The sequence below is a fragment of the Rhizobium sp. PAMB 3182 genome (assembly GCF_052908355.1).
In genome coordinates this window covers 2672609-2687080 of the sequence record NZ_CM128607.1, presented here as the reverse complement: position 1 = coordinate 2687080, position 14472 = coordinate 2672609, and the positions used below count along the sequence as shown (strand labels likewise).

At 60.7% G+C, this 14472-nt stretch carries 18 protein-coding genes; 4 read left to right on the top strand and 14 right to left on the bottom strand.

Annotation, left to right across the window (positions count from 1 at the left end; translation table 11 throughout):
- Nucleotides 1-96: 96 nt before the first annotated feature.
- Complete coding sequence (locus tag ACU5AZ_RS13000; protein WP_446822782.1) at nt 97-780, top strand: hypothetical protein; 684 nt, start codon at nt 97-99, stop codon at nt 778-780.
- 160 nt (nt 781-940) lie between these two features.
- On the opposite strand, the gene ACU5AZ_RS12995 is transcribed toward ACU5AZ_RS13000, so the two are convergent.
- Nucleotides 941-1459 (bottom strand): superinfection immunity protein, encoded by a 519-nt coding sequence (locus ACU5AZ_RS12995; RefSeq protein ID WP_446822781.1) that lies wholly within the window; start codon nt 1457-1459, stop codon nt 941-943.
- Nucleotides 1459-1986 carry a DUF805 domain-containing protein gene (locus ACU5AZ_RS12990; RefSeq protein WP_446822780.1) on the bottom strand — a complete coding sequence of 176 codons (528 nt, stop codon included), beginning with the start codon at nt 1984-1986 and terminating at the stop codon, nt 1459-1461. Before ACU5AZ_RS12990 ends, ACU5AZ_RS12995 begins: the two co-directional genes overlap by 1 nt.
- Nucleotides 1987-2125: 139 nt before the next feature.
- Between ACU5AZ_RS12990 and ACU5AZ_RS12985 the strand changes: the two genes are divergently transcribed.
- Nucleotides 2126-2392, top strand: a complete 267-nt coding sequence (locus tag ACU5AZ_RS12985; protein ID WP_446826008.1) for a helix-turn-helix domain-containing protein — start codon at nt 2126-2128, stop codon at nt 2390-2392.
- Nucleotides 2393-2418: 26 nt separating this feature from the next.
- On the opposite strand, the gene ACU5AZ_RS12980 is transcribed toward ACU5AZ_RS12985, so the two are convergent.
- A complete protein-coding gene (locus ACU5AZ_RS12980) occupies nt 2419-2769 on the bottom strand; it encodes a DUF3768 domain-containing protein (RefSeq protein WP_446822779.1) in 351 nt (116 codons plus the stop codon).
- A 23-nt stretch (nt 2770-2792) separates the two neighbouring features.
- Nucleotides 2793-3374 carry a hypothetical protein gene (locus ACU5AZ_RS12975; RefSeq protein WP_446822778.1) on the bottom strand — a complete coding sequence of 194 codons (582 nt, stop codon included), beginning with the start codon at nt 3372-3374 and terminating at the stop codon, nt 2793-2795.
- 478 nt (nt 3375-3852) lie between these two features.
- Between ACU5AZ_RS12975 and ACU5AZ_RS12970 the strand changes: the two genes are divergently transcribed.
- The gene (locus ACU5AZ_RS12970; RefSeq protein ID WP_446822777.1) at nt 3853-4398 is read left to right on the top strand and encodes a hypothetical protein; all 546 of its coding nucleotides are present in this window, start codon (nt 3853-3855) and stop codon (nt 4396-4398) included.
- A gap of 80 nt (nt 4399-4478) precedes the next feature.
- On the opposite strand, the gene ACU5AZ_RS12965 is transcribed toward ACU5AZ_RS12970, so the two are convergent.
- The 10 genes from ACU5AZ_RS12965 to pcaD all read right to left on the bottom strand — a co-directional run bounded on the left by ACU5AZ_RS12965 (nt 4479) and on the right by pcaD (nt 13225).
- Complete coding sequence (locus ACU5AZ_RS12965; RefSeq protein ID WP_446822776.1) at nt 4479-5693, bottom strand: tyrosine-type recombinase/integrase; 1215 nt, start codon at nt 5691-5693, stop codon at nt 4479-4481.
- A gap of 223 nt (nt 5694-5916) precedes the next feature.
- Nucleotides 5917-6576, bottom strand: a complete 660-nt coding sequence (locus tag ACU5AZ_RS12960; RefSeq protein WP_446822775.1) for a phosphoribosyltransferase — start codon at nt 6574-6576, stop codon at nt 5917-5919.
- Nucleotides 6573-7427 (bottom strand): D-amino-acid transaminase, encoded by an 855-nt coding sequence (locus ACU5AZ_RS12955; RefSeq protein ID WP_446822774.1) that lies wholly within the window; start codon nt 7425-7427, stop codon nt 6573-6575. Before ACU5AZ_RS12955 ends, ACU5AZ_RS12960 begins: the two co-directional genes overlap by 4 nt.
- A gap of 4 nt (nt 7428-7431) precedes the next feature.
- The gene (gene dgcA / locus ACU5AZ_RS12950) at nt 7432-8418 is read right to left on the bottom strand and encodes an N-acetyl-D-Glu racemase DgcA (RefSeq protein WP_446822773.1); all 987 of its coding nucleotides are present in this window, start codon (nt 8416-8418) and stop codon (nt 7432-7434) included.
- Nucleotides 8415-9416 carry an N-acetyltransferase DgcN gene (gene dgcN / locus ACU5AZ_RS12945; RefSeq protein WP_446822772.1) on the bottom strand — a complete coding sequence of 334 codons (1002 nt, stop codon included), beginning with the start codon at nt 9414-9416 and terminating at the stop codon, nt 8415-8417. The genes dgcA and dgcN overlap by 4 nt, the downstream gene beginning before the upstream one ends.
- A 172-nt stretch (nt 9417-9588) precedes the next feature.
- Nucleotides 9589-10647, bottom strand: a complete 1059-nt coding sequence (locus tag ACU5AZ_RS12940; RefSeq protein ID WP_446822771.1) for a 3-carboxy-cis,cis-muconate cycloisomerase — start codon at nt 10645-10647, stop codon at nt 9589-9591.
- On the bottom strand, nt 10644-11261 hold the full coding sequence (pcaG, locus tag ACU5AZ_RS12935) for a protocatechuate 3,4-dioxygenase subunit alpha (protein ID WP_446822770.1): 618 nt from the start codon (nt 11259-11261) through the stop codon (nt 10644-10646). Before pcaG ends, ACU5AZ_RS12940 begins: the two co-directional genes overlap by 4 nt.
- A 1-nt stretch (nt 11262) precedes the next feature.
- Nucleotides 11263-12012 carry a protocatechuate 3,4-dioxygenase subunit beta gene (gene pcaH, locus ACU5AZ_RS12930; protein ID WP_446822769.1) on the bottom strand — a complete coding sequence of 250 codons (750 nt, stop codon included), beginning with the start codon at nt 12010-12012 and terminating at the stop codon, nt 11263-11265.
- Entirely contained in the window at nt 12005-12421 is a 417-nt protein-coding gene (gene pcaC / locus ACU5AZ_RS12925; protein WP_446822768.1) for a 4-carboxymuconolactone decarboxylase, read from the bottom strand. Before pcaC ends, pcaH begins: the two co-directional genes overlap by 8 nt.
- A 12-nt stretch (nt 12422-12433) precedes the next feature.
- Nucleotides 12434-13225 (bottom strand): 3-oxoadipate enol-lactonase, encoded by a 792-nt coding sequence (gene pcaD, locus ACU5AZ_RS12920; protein ID WP_446822767.1) that lies wholly within the window; start codon nt 13223-13225, stop codon nt 12434-12436.
- 91 nt (nt 13226-13316) lie between these two features.
- Here pcaD and pcaQ point away from each other — a divergent pair, with 91 nt between their 5' ends.
- Nucleotides 13317-14249 (top strand): pca operon transcription factor PcaQ, encoded by a 933-nt coding sequence (pcaQ, locus tag ACU5AZ_RS12915; protein WP_446822766.1) that lies wholly within the window; start codon nt 13317-13319, stop codon nt 14247-14249.
- The last annotated feature ends 223 nt before the right edge of the window (nt 14250-14472 follow it).

Genomic DNA, 14472 nt, shown 5'->3' with positions numbered 1-14472 from the left:
AGGTGTCAGTGTTAGTAGGCGGTCGATATGCACAAGCTTGCCGGATGACCGGATCGTCCTCTACTTAATCCGTGGTTTGAGTCGCTAAGGTGCAGCATGGTCGCAATAGTTCGAGAATTGTTTGATCGCGTTTGGAGAGTAGCAGATTCCAAGCCGGATACACGATCGTTCGACGAGCGGCTCGAAGATTTACAACGTTTCGCGTCCGGCCTGACGTCCGATCCAAACTGGCTCAAGAAGACCGAACTTCCCCGCGACTCGGACTTCGCCTTCATCGGTAAGTTTGTTCAAGTTTACTGCAGCGCCGACCTTAATGCACGAGCTACCATCAATGCGATGCGGTTCATCACTAAGGCGGAGGTCGCCGACTTCGCCGGATCTTTGAATGACACGGATGTGATTCTGCATCTCAACATCTGCGCTTCGGAGTGGACTGGTGCACTGCATATCGCGGAAGGTATTCGCAAGGCGGCTTCGACTCTTGAAATGCATAGAATTCATCGGCACGGATTCGCTCACTGGGTCGTCCGCAAGGTTCCCGGCAGGGACGCCCTAATCATACTGACGAAGAACGCGAACGAAGCGAAACGGCGAGATAACTCCCCGCAGGATCGAGAGGAAGCAAAGTTCGGGATCATGCAGTTGAGCCCGTTACGCCATGAGTTGGGCAAGCTGATGGGGCACAGCGACTACCTCGGCCAGCTTGCAAACTATCTGGAAGCAAACGGGGACCTGCTTAGGTCGGAGCTTTCTGGTCAATCTAGTCCGGCGCAATGGTAGGGCTCCGGGGCTTTCTACCAACTATGCAATCGATGTGAAGTCGGCGAGCATGTCCGCTTTCGGTAGAAGGTTTCGACCGTCCGAATGACCGAGATGAAGGCGCAAAGCTGTCATTGAAGATTCAGATCGTATGAGGGTTTCATGATTGCGGCGGTCGGCCTTAAAAATCCCGCAGAACACTTCCCTTCAGCGTTGCGTATTCATCCGCTGAGATCGCCCCTTGATCTGAAAGTGCCTTGAGCCGGGAAAGCTTCGCGGCAATCTCATCGATGTCCGCCCGCTGCGCCGGCGCAGGCACATCATCCAAAACCTTCACCAGCACCAGATCATTGACGGTGATATTCAACCCGCTCTCCCCGCCATGATTGCCGGTGGGGCTGCGGTGCACGGCCTGACAGGCCCATACGAGCGATCCGAGCCAGCCGATGCCTGTCGCGCCGAAGCAGATGTTGATGACACCGATCAGCCAGCGATTGGGATGACCGCGCCTGAAGGCGACGATGGTCGGGATCATGTAGGCCGCCCAGATGGCGATGACGATGAGGGCCAGCAGCACAAGCCCCCCTTCGCCGCCATCGGTGGCAGCAAAAGCCCTTCCCCAAGGAAGGGCAATCAAGGCCGATGCGATGGTTGCTCTGAAGGCGATCGATGATAATCGCCCAGGATGTTTCCCGGTCATCATACCGCTCCGCCCAGAACGTCCGCTTTCATCTTCTGATACTCGGCATCATCAATGGCGCCGGACGCCTTCAGCGCGGCAAGTTTTTCCAGCTGCCCCACCGTGTCGATGGAAGATGCCGACTGCCGTGCTGGAGCTGTTGCAGTTGCAGCCGTTGCCGATTCCGGCGCGGAACCGATCGGCGGTCCAAACCGATTGCTTCCCGGCGTCGAGGCCGTGCACAGAAACACGATCTGAATGATGAAGCCGACCAGCGGCACGACGCCGATAAGCAGCCACCATCCGCTGCGGTTTATGTCATGCATGCGGCGAACGAAGACGGCGAGCGCCGGCAGCATGTGCGCCAACATGATAATTCCAGTGATCGGTCCACCGCCATCTGGCAGCGACGTGCCCGCCATCTCGTCCAGGACCGCGCCCACGAAAATCGAAATGAAAAAGAACAGCGTGAACAGCCAATATTGCGACCGCGTGGAGCGGCCGCTGAAGCTGGCGTAGTTCTTCATGCCGTCAAGATAAGCATTCATAGGAAATCCCCCTTCAAAACAATGCCAGACGCCCGTTGCCGAGGCGCGGTAGGCAACACGCGAAAGTGGTGCCACAAAATAAATATGGGATCAACAGTCCGTCGATTAACAGGCCGCAGATATGTCTTTGCTGTCTGCCATGGACGTACGGCAAACCATCGGCTGGAATCTGAGGCGCATCCGCGTCGAAAAGGGCCTCTCGCAAGAGCGGTTGGCTCTGGAGGCGAGTATCGATCGCGCCTATGTGGGCCGGGTCGAGCGCGGGCAGGAGAACGTGACGGTCTCCACGCTGGAAGCCCTAGCCAATGCGCTGCATGTCCACGTCTCGGAGTTCTTTGCCGAGGTTGAGGACGGCGCGAAATGGCCGAGTGCCCTTCCATCCGGGCGGCGACCGAAGTCGAGCTGAAAGCGGAACTGGTCATCACCACCCCCTCAATACTCGTCCGCCCGCATCAGGGTCAGAACCCTGCAGGTGACGTCGTCGTCCGACGGATCGGGTGAGCCGAACTCGAGATCCTTGTCGTAGCAGTCGATCTTCCAGAAGAAACAGGTGCCGGCGACGGTGACGGAACCGAAGTCGTGTTCGCCGTAGGGGTCGTTGCCGGTGTCAAAGGCATCGAAACGCTGCACAGCGGCCATCAGGGTGAGCTTCTCGATGCCGGCGAGGGCAGTGACCCCCGGCGTCATCAGAACGCGCCCACCGACGAAGCTACGGCGAAACCGATCGTTGAGGCTGCGGATGAGCGCGGCCTGATCGGCCGCGTCTCCTGTGTTCGTTGTCATGATTGCGGTTGCCATCGCCGATCTCACTTCTCGACAAAGGCCGGATGCATGAGGCCGATATCCTCGATGCGGCGGTTGAAGGCCGGTTCCTCAAGGAAGTCGCGCCACTTGAGGCGGTAGGTGCCATCGTCCTTCATGGAGATGACGGTCGCCTCGTACCAAGGTTCACCGGCACCGTCCTTGATCAGCACCACGCTACCGACCACGACCTGATCCCAGTCCTTCGGCTTCGACACCGGCTTCTCAGGCAGAGGCTCACTCTCTTCGGCAGCCGGCGCCACACGCACCTGCTCCGCCTTCCCCCGGTCCTCCTCGGGAAGGTGTGAGGCGATCTCTCGGTAGAGGTCCTGCTTGACGAAGGGCACGAAGGCCTTGCCGCTGTCGAACAGCTTCCCCTTCGGCAGCTTCTTCAGGAAACCACGTACCTCTTCCGTTTCGACCTTCAGGGCCAGCATGCCCATGAGATCGGCTGCCTTGTGTGCCGCATGGGAGTCCGTCGCCGGGAAGAACGAGGCATGTGCCTTTCCCTTGTCGTCACGTCCCAGGAGGATGACGGCCTGCGGTAGGGTTGCCTTGCTGCCGGCATGGGTTGCGAGTGATGTCATTTTGGCTCTCCGAAAATAGAAGAGGGGCCAAACGGCCCCTCGTGTGTCGGCATGATCGCCGACTGTAATGTTATACAATAACAACTACAGATTGTCAATTTGATCCGAATGCAACCGATGCGGATCCATGACCGATCGTGCGTGGAAATCTGAAGAACCACGCCTCAGCCGCTGCAGGAATTTTGATCGTCGCCAGACGCAGCCCAGAGCGGCTAGGCGCGCGGAACCTCGAGCGCCCATCCGGGAAAGAGCCGTCCGTAAATAAAGGCTGGCAATGCCAATTAAAGTTGCAGCCCACCTAGGCTCGGGGAGATCGCCACGAGTTCAGAGCTGCCACATCTGGAGACGCGATGTCCTGTGCGAAGGCACAGGCATATGGGCCCCCTGTACCTGGATAACCTTCAGATACACACCAAACCCAACCCGTCACCCAGACATTGCCAGTCACGTAACCAAACAAATCACATGGAGACTGAGCATGACGAACAACGATGCGCTACTGGACGCCTATATCGAAATGATCGAGATAAGGGTGATAGCCGGATACGAACCTTACCTCCTCTCGCTGATGTTCAATCCGCTACCGGGTGGACCAGCTGCCAAGCAGCGCCAGATGGAACGCATTTGTGAAGGCGTCTACAATCGAATTCTGACGAGATTGGTGAAGCGTCCTAAGAACAAAGACACCACAAATTTGCCGGTCTGGATCAGTTGCCCGGATTGGCCAGTTCAACATTTGGATGGCTGGTCGGTGGCGGACAGTCAGATCAATGGCGGCATGCACATGCACGCGATCGTCCTCGTGCCGCCGAACGCCAGGACGGGCAGGCGGCTGTCGGACATCATCAATGGCAGGCAGTATACGTTTCTGGCTGGACCTGGAATGCCACTGCAGCGGCTGCATGTGGTTCCGATAACCGAGACTGCGGCGAAGACCGCCGGGTATGCACTGAAGTCGTTGGATCGGCGACGGGTGGAAGTAGACGGCATAGTAGTGCTGCCGCGCAGTAGGTCGGAGCTATAGCGCTACGCCCCCACAGATTCGGCGGACATAAGCTCGAAACATGATTTTACGAGGAGCATGAACGGCCCCACCGCGCGGCTTTACTTTAATGACCCCGCTAACTGATCGGCGATCGAAGAGGAGGTGGCATCCGCTGCCGCCTTTACCGGATTCTGCGAAAGGTGCGCGTAGCGTTGCGTAGTCTGAGCTTGCGTATGGCCTAGGAGCTTGCCGACGATGTATAGGCTCTCGCCGGAAGATACGGCAGCGCTGGCAAAGTTATGCCGCAGATCGTGTAAACGTACATCCGCGAGGCCTGCCGCCTTACGAACCTGCTTCCAAATCTTATGCAGACTAATCGGAACGGTCCCCCCATCAGCTGACGGAAAAACCAGCGGGCTGTCGGCCCGTCGAGGCAAAGCCTCTAACAAATCCAGAACCTGCCGACCCAATATCAGTACCTTCTGCCCGGTCTTGCTGTCAGGAAGTCTCGCAATTCCATGGGCGTTGTCTAACCAAGCCCACTGCAAGCCAAGAGCTTCTCCACGTCGGCATCCCGTCAGAGCGAGGAACCGGATGGCGGAAATGGCGTAGAGACTGGTGCCATTCTCCTGAGCGTTGCGAAGCGAGTCGCCAAGACGGCTCAGTTCATCAGGAGAAAGGTGACGGTCGTGTTTGATGAGCTTGAATTTCTTCACGCCTTTGGCTGGATTGTCAGCACGCACTTTCAACATCACCGCATAGGACAGCATTGAGGACAACAGATCGAGGGTTCGATTGGCGGTTCCCTTGCCGCCCTTTACGATTGCACGACCCCTTGCCTTTGTTTTCACGTCTGTAGCCGTATCGCCTTTGGCGACCCTTCGGTGGAACCGTTGAACTTCGGATTCCGTCAACTCAGCAACTGGCCGTTTGCCAAGAAGAGGCACAATGCGTCGCCTTGCCAACCCCGCTTCAATCTCGCGAGTCGATGGCTTTTTATGTTCGCACGCCTCTCTCAGGTACTCATTCAGTAGCTCAGCCACACTCACTCCCCTCTGACGCGCGGCCTTCTTTTCGGCAACCGGATCGCTTCCCCGGGAAAACTCAGAGAGTAGCCTGATTGCTTCGGACCGAGCCTGCTCCGGAGACCACGGACTCCCGAATTCACCGATGGTCGCGCGACGCGTCCGACCATTCAAACGCGTTTGAGCAACGAAAATTTTCCTGCCTTTTGGCGTGACTTTGACGCCAAATCCCTTGGGGCTTTCATCCCAATAGAATCTGTCAGTCGCTTCGGCCTCAACCTGCTCAAGCCATCTTTTCGTGATCTTCATTTCTACCCCGCCTGCAATGCTAGTAAGCACATAGTAAGCAAAAATGCGGGAAGCCTCAAGATATCAGAAAATCTGACTTACCATCAAATTATTGAAAAAACTATATAAAATACAAAATCTAGGAATTGCGGGGATGCGTGACCCCTACATTGACATCGTAGGGGTCACAAGTTCGATCCTTGTCACGCCCACCATTCCTTTTTCTTCGACATTCGTTGAAACGTCATTCGATCGCAAGGTCGATGATCGGCGTTGAAAAAACGCCGACGACAGGGCCATGCCATTCCGTCGTCGGGCTGGCCAGCCGTTCGCGCCAGCGGTCGGTCTGCAGCATGGCGCAGCCGATTGCAACCGGCTCGACGCCGCAGCTGCGCATGAGCGCGAGGCCGGCGGCGATGGAAGATCCGCTCGATATGACGTCGTCGATCAGGACAACCTTTCGGTTTTGGATGAGCGGCAGCATCCGCGGGTCGATGTAGAGCCGCTTTTGCTGGTCCGGCGTCGTCACCGACGACAGGGAAACCGAGAGCCCCTCCTCGTACCAGAACTTGCGTGAGGTGCCGAGCGCCACGTAGCGGCCATGCCCGAGCGTGCGGGCGACAGCGGCTGCAAGCGTCAGCCCCAGCGTCGGAAGACCCACAACGACATCCGGTTCGTAAGGTCGCAACAGTGCCGCCAGCCGGCCGGCAAGCGCATCCTGGACGGTAAAACTCGCCTGGGTGATGATCAGCGAGGCAAGCGCGTTCCGGCCATCGGGAAGCGGACGGACCGGCAGCTTGATCTGCCGCCCGTCATCCAGTTCCGCCACGTAGCAATCACCTGCCCGCCCGACAGAAAACGTGCCGGGCGCGAAGATGTCCTTCCAGAAATCCGTCGGCGTCACTGCGCCGCCTGGCGGCTGCGCTCGATGTAGATTTCGCGCAGCTTGGCCGCGACCGGACCGGCGACACCGTCACCGATCACCGCGCCGTCGATTTCCACGACCGGCGAGACGAAGCTGGTGGCCGACGTGATGAAGGCTTCTCTCGCATTCTTCACCTCTTCGACGGTGAACGGCCGCTCCTCCACCTTCATCTGCAGGTCGCGCGCGCATTCGAGCACCGCGTGGCGGGTGATGCCGTGCAGGATGTCGGTGGACAAGTCCCGGGTGACGATCGTGCCGTCCCTGGTCACGATATAAGCGTTGTTGGACGAGCCTTCGGTCACGAAGCCATCGCGCACCAGCCATCCGTCGTCGGCGCCGGCCTTCTTCGCCATGTTCTTGACCATCGACGGATAAAGGAGCTGTACCGTCTTGATGTCGGCGCGCCGCCAGCGCAGGTCTTCCGCCGTGATCACCTTCATCGCCAGATCGGCGATCGGCTTGGCCGTCAGCGCCTTCTTCTGCGTGAACATGACAACCGTGTTGGCCGTGTCCTTGGCCGGGAACAGGAAATCGCGATCCGCCACCCCGCGCGTCACCTGCATGTAGACGAGACCCTCGTCGATGCCGTTCAGCGCCACCAGTTCGCGATGGATGTCGAGAAGATCCTGATCCGTCAGCGAGAACGGCATGTCCAGTTCCTTCAGCGACCGGTGCAATCGCGCCATATGGCCGGGAAAATCGACAAGCTTGCTGTCGAGAACGGACGTCACCTCGTAAATGCCGTCGCCGAACAGGAAGGCGCGGTCGAAGATCGAAACCCTGGCTTCGTCCTCGGGAAGGAAGTCGCCGTTGATATAGACAGTCCGCATGATATCAGCCCCAGAGAGATGCAGACGGCGGATGCATGATCGAGCCGTCGTAATGAATGGCAGCCTCGCGCTCGGATGCGAGCAGCAGAGGCCCGTCGAGATCGACATACTGGGCGCCCTGCGCGATCAGGAAGGCCGGCGCCATGGCGAGCGATGTGCCGAGCATGCAGCCGACCATGACGCCGAAGCCTGCCGCCTGCGCGGCCTTCTTCAGCTCCAGCGCTTCGGTCAGCCCGCCGGTCTTATCGATCTTGATGTTGATGAGATCGTACTTGCCCTTGAGCTTCGGCAGCGACGCCCGGTCGTGGCAGCTCTCGTCCGCGCAGACAGGCAGAAGCCGCTCGATGCCGCGCAAGGCGTCGTCGGCACCCGCCGGCAGCGGTTGCTCCACAAGCGCCACGCCAAGCCGGACGAAGACCGGGGCCAGTTCGAGATACTGCTCGACCGTCCAGCCCTCATTGGCGTCGACAATGATCTTGGCGTTCGGCGCCCCGGCCCTGACGGCCTCGATCCGCTCGAGATCGCTGTCCGTGCCGAGCTTCACCTTCAGGAGCGGCCGGTCGGCATTCTTCGCCGCACTCTGGCGCATGCCCTCCGGCGTACCGAGCGAGAGCGTATAGGCCGTCGCCATCGGCTTGGGCTCGCGCAGACCCGCCAGCTGCCAGGCCGGAAGGTCGGCGCGCTTGGCCTCGAGATCCCAGAAGGCGCAGTCGAGCGCATTGCGCGCAGCACCCGGCGGCAGGCGCTTCTGAAGCCCCGCCCGCTCCATACCGATCTTCAGGTCGGTCGCCACCGAGCGGATCGTCTCGATGACGCCGTCGACCGTCTCGCCGTAGCGGGCATAGGGCACGCATTCGCCACGACCGGTATAGCGGCCGTCCGTCAGCTCGACCGTCACAACCCTGATCTCGGTGCGTGATCCGCGCGAGATCGTGAACGAGCCGGCGATCGGAAAGATCTCTTCCCGAACGGTAAGCTGCAATCCGCTCATATCGCCTCCAGCGCTTCGGCAAGCCTCTCCGCACCGTGTCGGAACGGATCGACGGTCGGCAGGCCCATGCGCTTCTCGACTTCGGCGCAATAGGCAAGCGATTCCGCATCCGACATGGCGGAGGTGTTGAGCGAGATGCCGACGACCTTGCAGTCGGGATTGACGATTTGCGCCATGGTCAGCGCCAGATCGCGCAGCGCCTCCAGGCTCGGCAGCTGATAGTCCGGCAGGCCGCGCATATGCGGGCGATTGGGCTCGTGGCAAAGGACAAGTGCATCCGGCTGCCCGCCATGCACCAGCGCCAGCGTCACGCCGGAATAGGAGGCGTGGAACAGGCTGCCCTGCCCTTCGATCAGGTCCCAATGGTCGGCATCGTTGTCGGGCGTCAGATATTCGATCGAGCCGGCCATGAAGTCGGCGATCACGGCATCGAGCGGCACGCCATCGCCGGTGATCAGGATGCCGGTCTGGCCGGTGGCGCGGAACGTCGCCTTCTTGCCGGCCGCGCGCATCGCCTTCTCGACGCAGAGCGCCGTATACATCTTGCCGACGGAGCAATCGGTGCCGACGGCGAGCATGCGTTTGCCTGTCCGCCTTTTGCCGTTGGCGATGGGGTACTGAACGGTCGGAATGCGCACGTCATGCAGGGCGCGCCCGAGTTCCTTGGCCTTCGCCGCGAGATCCGCTTCGTTGCGGAGAAGATTGTGAAGGCCGGAAGCAATGTCGAGACCCGCTTCGAGCGCTTCGATCAGCACGTTCTTCCACGCCGGCGAAATCACGCCGCCACGGTTGGCGACGCCGATGACGAGCGTCTTGACGCCTTTCTCGACGGCTTCGGCGATCGTCATGTCCGGCAGCTTCATGTCGGCCTTGCAGCCTTCCAGACGGAATTGGCCCTTCGCAAACTCCGGACGCCAGTCCTTGATGCCTTGCGCGACCTTGGCTGCAAGCGGATCGGGCGCATCGCCCAGGAAGAGGAGATAGGGAGTTTCGATCATGAGTTACGTATCCGGAAATGTCTGGCTGAAAACAGGGAGGGTCAAGCCGACAGAGCGGCAATCGACCGGCATCATGCGCAAAACTGTCTGCGCACGCAACCTGTCAGGGAGACTGATTTTCGATCCCTTATGCCGCAGGGGGAGGAGGTCGTCGCGACTGCGAACGGACCCTTCAGCCGGCGGTACCGAGCATCTCGATCCGCTCGGCAAGCGTCGCCGCCAGCGTCAGGCCGGCCGCCGTCGCCCCGACCATCTGCGGCAGGAGCATCCATTCCAGCGTCCATGCAGCGCCGGAGCGCTCCTGTTCGTGAACCAGGCTGTGATGAAGCCCCGAGAGCTGTACGGCGTTGAAGCGGGCAAGTGCGACAAGGGTCTCGGCCGCGACCGGATTCTGCTTGTGCGGCATGGCGGACGAGCCACCGCCGCCGGAAAGACGGATCTCGTCGGCCCGCTCGGCTAGCAGCGCGACGTCCTGTCCGAATTTTCCAAGCGAGCCGGTCAACAGCGAAAGCAAAGAGGCAAATTCCGCCAGGCGATCGCGCTGACTGTGCCATTGCGGCCGATCGGCAAGGCCGAGGTCCTTTGCCAGAGCCGCACGCACCGCATCGCCCTTCTCGGCGAACTTTTCGAGCGTGCCCGCGGCGCCACCGAATTGCAGGACAAAGCCGTCTAGCGCGAACGTGTCGAGCCGGGCTGCGCTGCGGGCCAACGGCTCGCACCACGCCTGGACGCGATCCGCCGCCGTAATCGGGATCGCCACCTGCATGCGGGTGAATCCCATCAGCCGGTTGCCGCCGAACCTATCGCGCAGCCGGTCAAGCCCGGCTATCACCGCCGCTGTCTGCGCGGCGAGAATGCCGGTCGCCTTTTTCAGGCGCAGCATCAGGCTGGTGTCGATCGCATCCTGGCTGGTGGCGCCGAAATGGACGTACTGAGCCTCGTCGCCGCCGACGGCCTGGCGCAGCTGGCGAACCAGATCCGGGATCACCACCCCGTCCCGGCCGACCGCCTCCTTCAGCCGGAAGATATCCGGCCGAAAGGATGCGCAAACCTCGGCGATCCTCAGCCCCGCGGCCGGCGGAATGACGCCGAGGCGGCCTTCGACGCGGGCGAGCGCCGCCTCGAACTCCAGCATGGCGCGGATATCCGCATCCGTCGAGAAACACGCCGAGACCTCGTCGTTGCCGACGAGGCCTGACAGGATCGGATGATCGAAGACGCTATAGCTCATATGTCGAAGAAGATGGTTTCGTTTTCGCCCTGGAGATGGATGTCGAACGTCACCGTATCGCCTTCCCGCCTGCCGATCAAAGTGGGAACGCGCACCTTGTGCTCGATCCTGGTCAAAATCGGATCGGCCGCATTCGCCTCCTCCTCGTCGGAAAAATACATGCGGGTCTGCAGGCCGATGTTGATGCCGCGCGCAACGATCCAGAGCGTGACATGCGGGGCCATCGGCCGGCCGTCGTTGAACGGCACCTTGCCGGGCTTGACGGTTTCGAAGACGAATTCGCCGGTCGTCATATCCGCCGGGCAACGCGCCCAGCCGGAGAAATTCGGATCGGCCGAACCGCGGGTTTCCGACGGCGAATTATACAGGCCGTCGGCATCCGCCTGCCAGATCTCGATCATCGCATCGCGAAGCGGCGTGCCGGAGCCGTCGATCACCCGGCCGCGGATGGTAATCCGTTCGCCGCGCGTCTTGTCGTTGACGAGCGGTCCGGAACCGAGATCGGTCTCGAAGATCCCATGGATGCCGGTGAAGTTCGGCGTGCAGCCGATGTGGACGTAAGGTCCCGCGGTCTGCGATGGAGATTCCTTCAGATAGCCAAGCGATTGGACCATATCAGTTGCCCTCCTTGCGATTTTCAAACAGCGTGGACCGGCGGCCCCGCAGAACGATGTCGAACTTGTAGGCGCGCATATCCATGGGGATCGTCGCATTCATGTCGAGCGGCGCGATCAGCCGTTCGATCGCCTCATTGTCCGGGATTGTCTTCACGATCGGACAAATCCAGATCAGCGGATCGCCCTCGAAATACATCTGCGTGATCAGCCGCTGCGCAAAGCCGTGGCCGAAGATGGAGAAATGGATGTGGGCAGGGCGCCAGTCGTTGACGCCGTTCGGCCACGGATAGGGACCGGGCTTGATCGTCTTGAACCAGTAGTAGCCGTTCTCGTCGGTGATCGTGCGGCCGACGCCGCCGAAATTCGGATCGAGCGCGGCAAGATAGGTTTCCTTCTTGTGGCGGTAGCGGCCACCGGCATTCGCCTGCCAGAATTCGACCAATGCGCCGGCGACGCCGACACCGCGCTCGTCGAGCACCCGGCCATGCACCAGGATCCTTTGGCCGATCGGCATCTCGCCAGGCTTGGCGTAGTTCAGGATCAGGTCGTTATCGAGCTCGTTCAGCATATTGTGGCCGAACACCGGACCGGTGATCTCGCTCTTGGTTCCCTCGAGCGAAATCAGGGCGCGCTGCGGCGCGCGCAGCACGGAGGTCTTGTATCCCGGCGTAAACGCCGGCGGGTGCATGCTGCGGTCACGGGTGAAAAACGAACCTGTCTCCGGCTTCTTGTTGGAAAGGTCAGCCATTGCGCTCCTCCGTCAATGCCTTCTCGGCATCCATTTGCTCAAACACCTGCTTGACGATCTTGATCGCCGTATTGGCCGCCGGCACACCGGCATAGATCGCCACATGCAGCATCGCTTCGGTAATATCCTCGCGCGTCGCGCCGGTATTGGCCGTGGCGCGCACATGCATCGCGACCTCTTCGTGATGGCCGAGTGCGGCAAGAAGCGCGATCGTCACCATTGATCGCTCACGCTTCGTCCATGTCGGCCGCGACCAGACATGGCCCCAGGCCGCTTCCGTGATCAATTCCTGGAAGGGGCGGTCGAATTCGGTCATCAGTCCGCTGGCACGGTCGACATGGGCGTTGCCCAACACCGAACGGCGTGTCGCCATGCCTTCTTCGAACCGCTTTGATGGCTGGTCGGCCATGAAAAATTCCTTCTAGTTGGTGGAGCCGAGGAAGTCGCGGAGAAGCGCGACAAAGGCCTCGGGTTGTTCGACACAGGGTATGTGGCCCGCCCCGGCGATCATCTCGAACCGGGAGGCGGCGATCAGATCCGCCGTCGAACGAACGAGGTCCGGCGGTGTCGAACCGTCCTGGTCGCCGACGACGAGCAGGGTCGGCAGCGAGATCTCCGCCGTAGACTGCGTGAAGTCCGCGTCACGAATGGCCGTACAGGTCGCGATATAGCCGTCCGCCGGCTGGCGGGTGAACATGTTGCAGTAGACCGGATAGGCGATGTTTTCCGGCGACCGGAAGGCCGGCGTGAACCAGCGCTCCATGACCGGGTCGAGAATGCTTGCCAGACCGTTCCTGGCGATGGCGTCGATGCGCGCGTTCCAGCTTTCGGCGGTGCCGATCTTGTGGGCCGTATCGGACAAGATCAGCGTCTTGACGAGCCCGGAACGGCTAGCGACGAGGCCCTGGGCGATCAGTCCGCCGACGGACAGGCCGCAGAGGATGACGTTCTTCAGCGCCAGATGATCGAGCAGTGCTGCAAGGTCGGCGACATGATCCTCGATCCGGTACGGCTCCGGGCCGCAATCGGAGAGGCCGTGGCCACGCTTGTCGTAGGTCACGATGGCATAATCGTTCTTCAAAAGATCGACCACATCGTCCCAGATACGCAGGTCGGTGCCCAGCGAATTGGAAAAGACGAGGACCGGCTTGTCAGCCGGCGAGCCGGTGACGCGATAGTGGATCGTGATGCCGTTGAGCTTTGCAAATTGCACGTCTGTTTCCTCCTGCGACGAAGATTGCATCTTCAAATTGGTTAAGTAAAATGATATTTACCGCCATTAAAATAACCAATAGGTTATGATTATGGCCGATCCGCGTGTAAAATTCCGCCACCTGCAGACCTTTGTCGAGGTCGCGCGCCAGAAAAGCGTGATGAAGGCCGCCGGCCTCTTGAACGTCAGCCAGCCCGCGGTGACGAAGACAATTCGGGAACTCGAGGACATCCTAGGCGTCGCCGTACTGGAACGCGAGGGCCGCGGCATTCGCCTGACGCGTTACGGCGAGGTGTTCCTCCGTCACGCCGGCGCGGCGCTGACGGCATTGCGCCAGGGGATCGATTCCGTGTCCCAGGAAAGAACCGGCGACGGACCGCCGATCCGCATCGGCGCGCTGCCCACGGTCTCAAGCCGCATCATGCCGGCCGCCATCTCGCTTTTCCTCGACGAGCAGACCGGCAGCCATGTGAAGGTTGTGACCGGCGAGAACGCCGTGCTCCTCGAACAGTTGCGCGTCGGCGATCTCGACCTGGTCGTCGGCCGGCTGGCCGCGCCGGACAAGATGCAGGGGTTTTCCTTCGAGCATCTCTACTCGGAAAAGGTCCTTTTCGTCGTCCGTCATGGCCATCCGCTGACGCGGTCTGAGCGCTCGCCGTTCGACGGACTTGCGGATCATCCGGTACTGATGCCGACACAGGGCTCCGTCATCCGGCCCTTCGTCGAAAGCTTCCTGATCGCCAACGGCGTCGGTCGCATCCCCCAGCAGATCGAGACGGTGTCCGACGCCTTCGGCCGGGCCTACGTGCGTTCGTCCGACGCGATCTGGATCATCTCCGAAGGGGTCGTCGCCGGCGATATTGCCGACGGCTTCCTGTCGGCGCTGCCGATCGACACCAGCGAGACGACGGGACCGGTGGGGCTGACGATGCGCACCGACACATCCCCTTCGCTGCCGCTTTCCATCCTCACCCAGACCATCCGCGAAGCCGCCCGAAGCGCTGCTGTTTCCGCCCCGCGATGAACCACGTCATCTTGCCATCAACGCGCCGGCATCTGCCAGCGCGATTGCCGCAAAATTGCACTTTTCCGGCATATGTGCGAGAAGGACGCATGCTGAAAAGCACAAGCCCTTCGTCCCTGCGGAGATTTCCCGCGTCCCAATCCGAGCTGCCCGACAGCGTCAGACTTGTCCTGCCGAACGGCACCGCTGGGAGCGACATTCTAACGCTACGCGACATCTTCTC

Bases quoted from the DNA above. Each gene is read 5' to 3' on its own strand.
- ACU5AZ_RS13000 (WP_446822782.1), top strand. From the start codon at position 97: ATGGTCGCAATAGTTCGAGAATTGTTTGATCGCGTTTGGAGAGTAGCA.
- ACU5AZ_RS12995 (WP_446822781.1), bottom strand. From the start codon at position 1,459: ATGACCGGGAAACATCCTGGGCGATTATCATCGATCGCCTTCAGAGCA.
- ACU5AZ_RS12990 (WP_446822780.1), bottom strand. From the start codon at position 1,986: ATGAATGCTTATCTTGACGGCATGAAGAACTACGCCAGCTTCAGCGGC.
- ACU5AZ_RS12985 (WP_446826008.1), top strand. From the start codon at position 2,126: ATGGACGTACGGCAAACCATCGGCTGGAATCTGAGGCGCATCCGCGTC.
- ACU5AZ_RS12980 (WP_446822779.1), bottom strand. From the start codon at position 2,769: ATGACAACGAACACAGGAGACGCGGCCGATCAGGCCGCGCTCATCCGC.
- ACU5AZ_RS12975 (WP_446822778.1), bottom strand. From the start codon at position 3,374: ATGACATCACTCGCAACCCATGCCGGCAGCAAGGCAACCCTACCGCAG.
- ACU5AZ_RS12970 (WP_446822777.1), top strand. From the start codon at position 3,853: ATGACGAACAACGATGCGCTACTGGACGCCTATATCGAAATGATCGAG.
- ACU5AZ_RS12965 (WP_446822776.1), bottom strand. From the start codon at position 5,693: ATGAAGATCACGAAAAGATGGCTTGAGCAGGTTGAGGCCGAAGCGACT.
- ACU5AZ_RS12955 (WP_446822774.1), bottom strand. From the start codon at position 7,427: ATGCGGACTGTCTATATCAACGGCGACTTCCTTCCCGAGGACGAAGCC.
- dgcA (WP_446822773.1), bottom strand. From the start codon at position 8,418: ATGAGCGGATTGCAGCTTACCGTTCGGGAAGAGATCTTTCCGATCGCC.
- dgcN (WP_446822772.1), bottom strand. From the start codon at position 9,416: ATGATCGAAACTCCCTATCTCCTCTTCCTGGGCGATGCGCCCGATCCG.
- ACU5AZ_RS12940 (WP_446822771.1), bottom strand. From the start codon at position 10,647: ATGAGCTATAGCGTCTTCGATCATCCGATCCTGTCAGGCCTCGTCGGC.
- pcaG (WP_446822770.1), bottom strand. From the start codon at position 11,261: ATGGTCCAATCGCTTGGCTATCTGAAGGAATCTCCATCGCAGACCGCG.
- pcaH (WP_446822769.1), bottom strand. From the start codon at position 12,012: ATGGCTGACCTTTCCAACAAGAAGCCGGAGACAGGTTCGTTTTTCACC.
- pcaC (WP_446822768.1), bottom strand. From the start codon at position 12,421: ATGGCCGACCAGCCATCAAAGCGGTTCGAAGAAGGCATGGCGACACGC.
- pcaQ (WP_446822766.1), top strand. From the start codon at position 13,317: ATGGCCGATCCGCGTGTAAAATTCCGCCACCTGCAGACCTTTGTCGAG.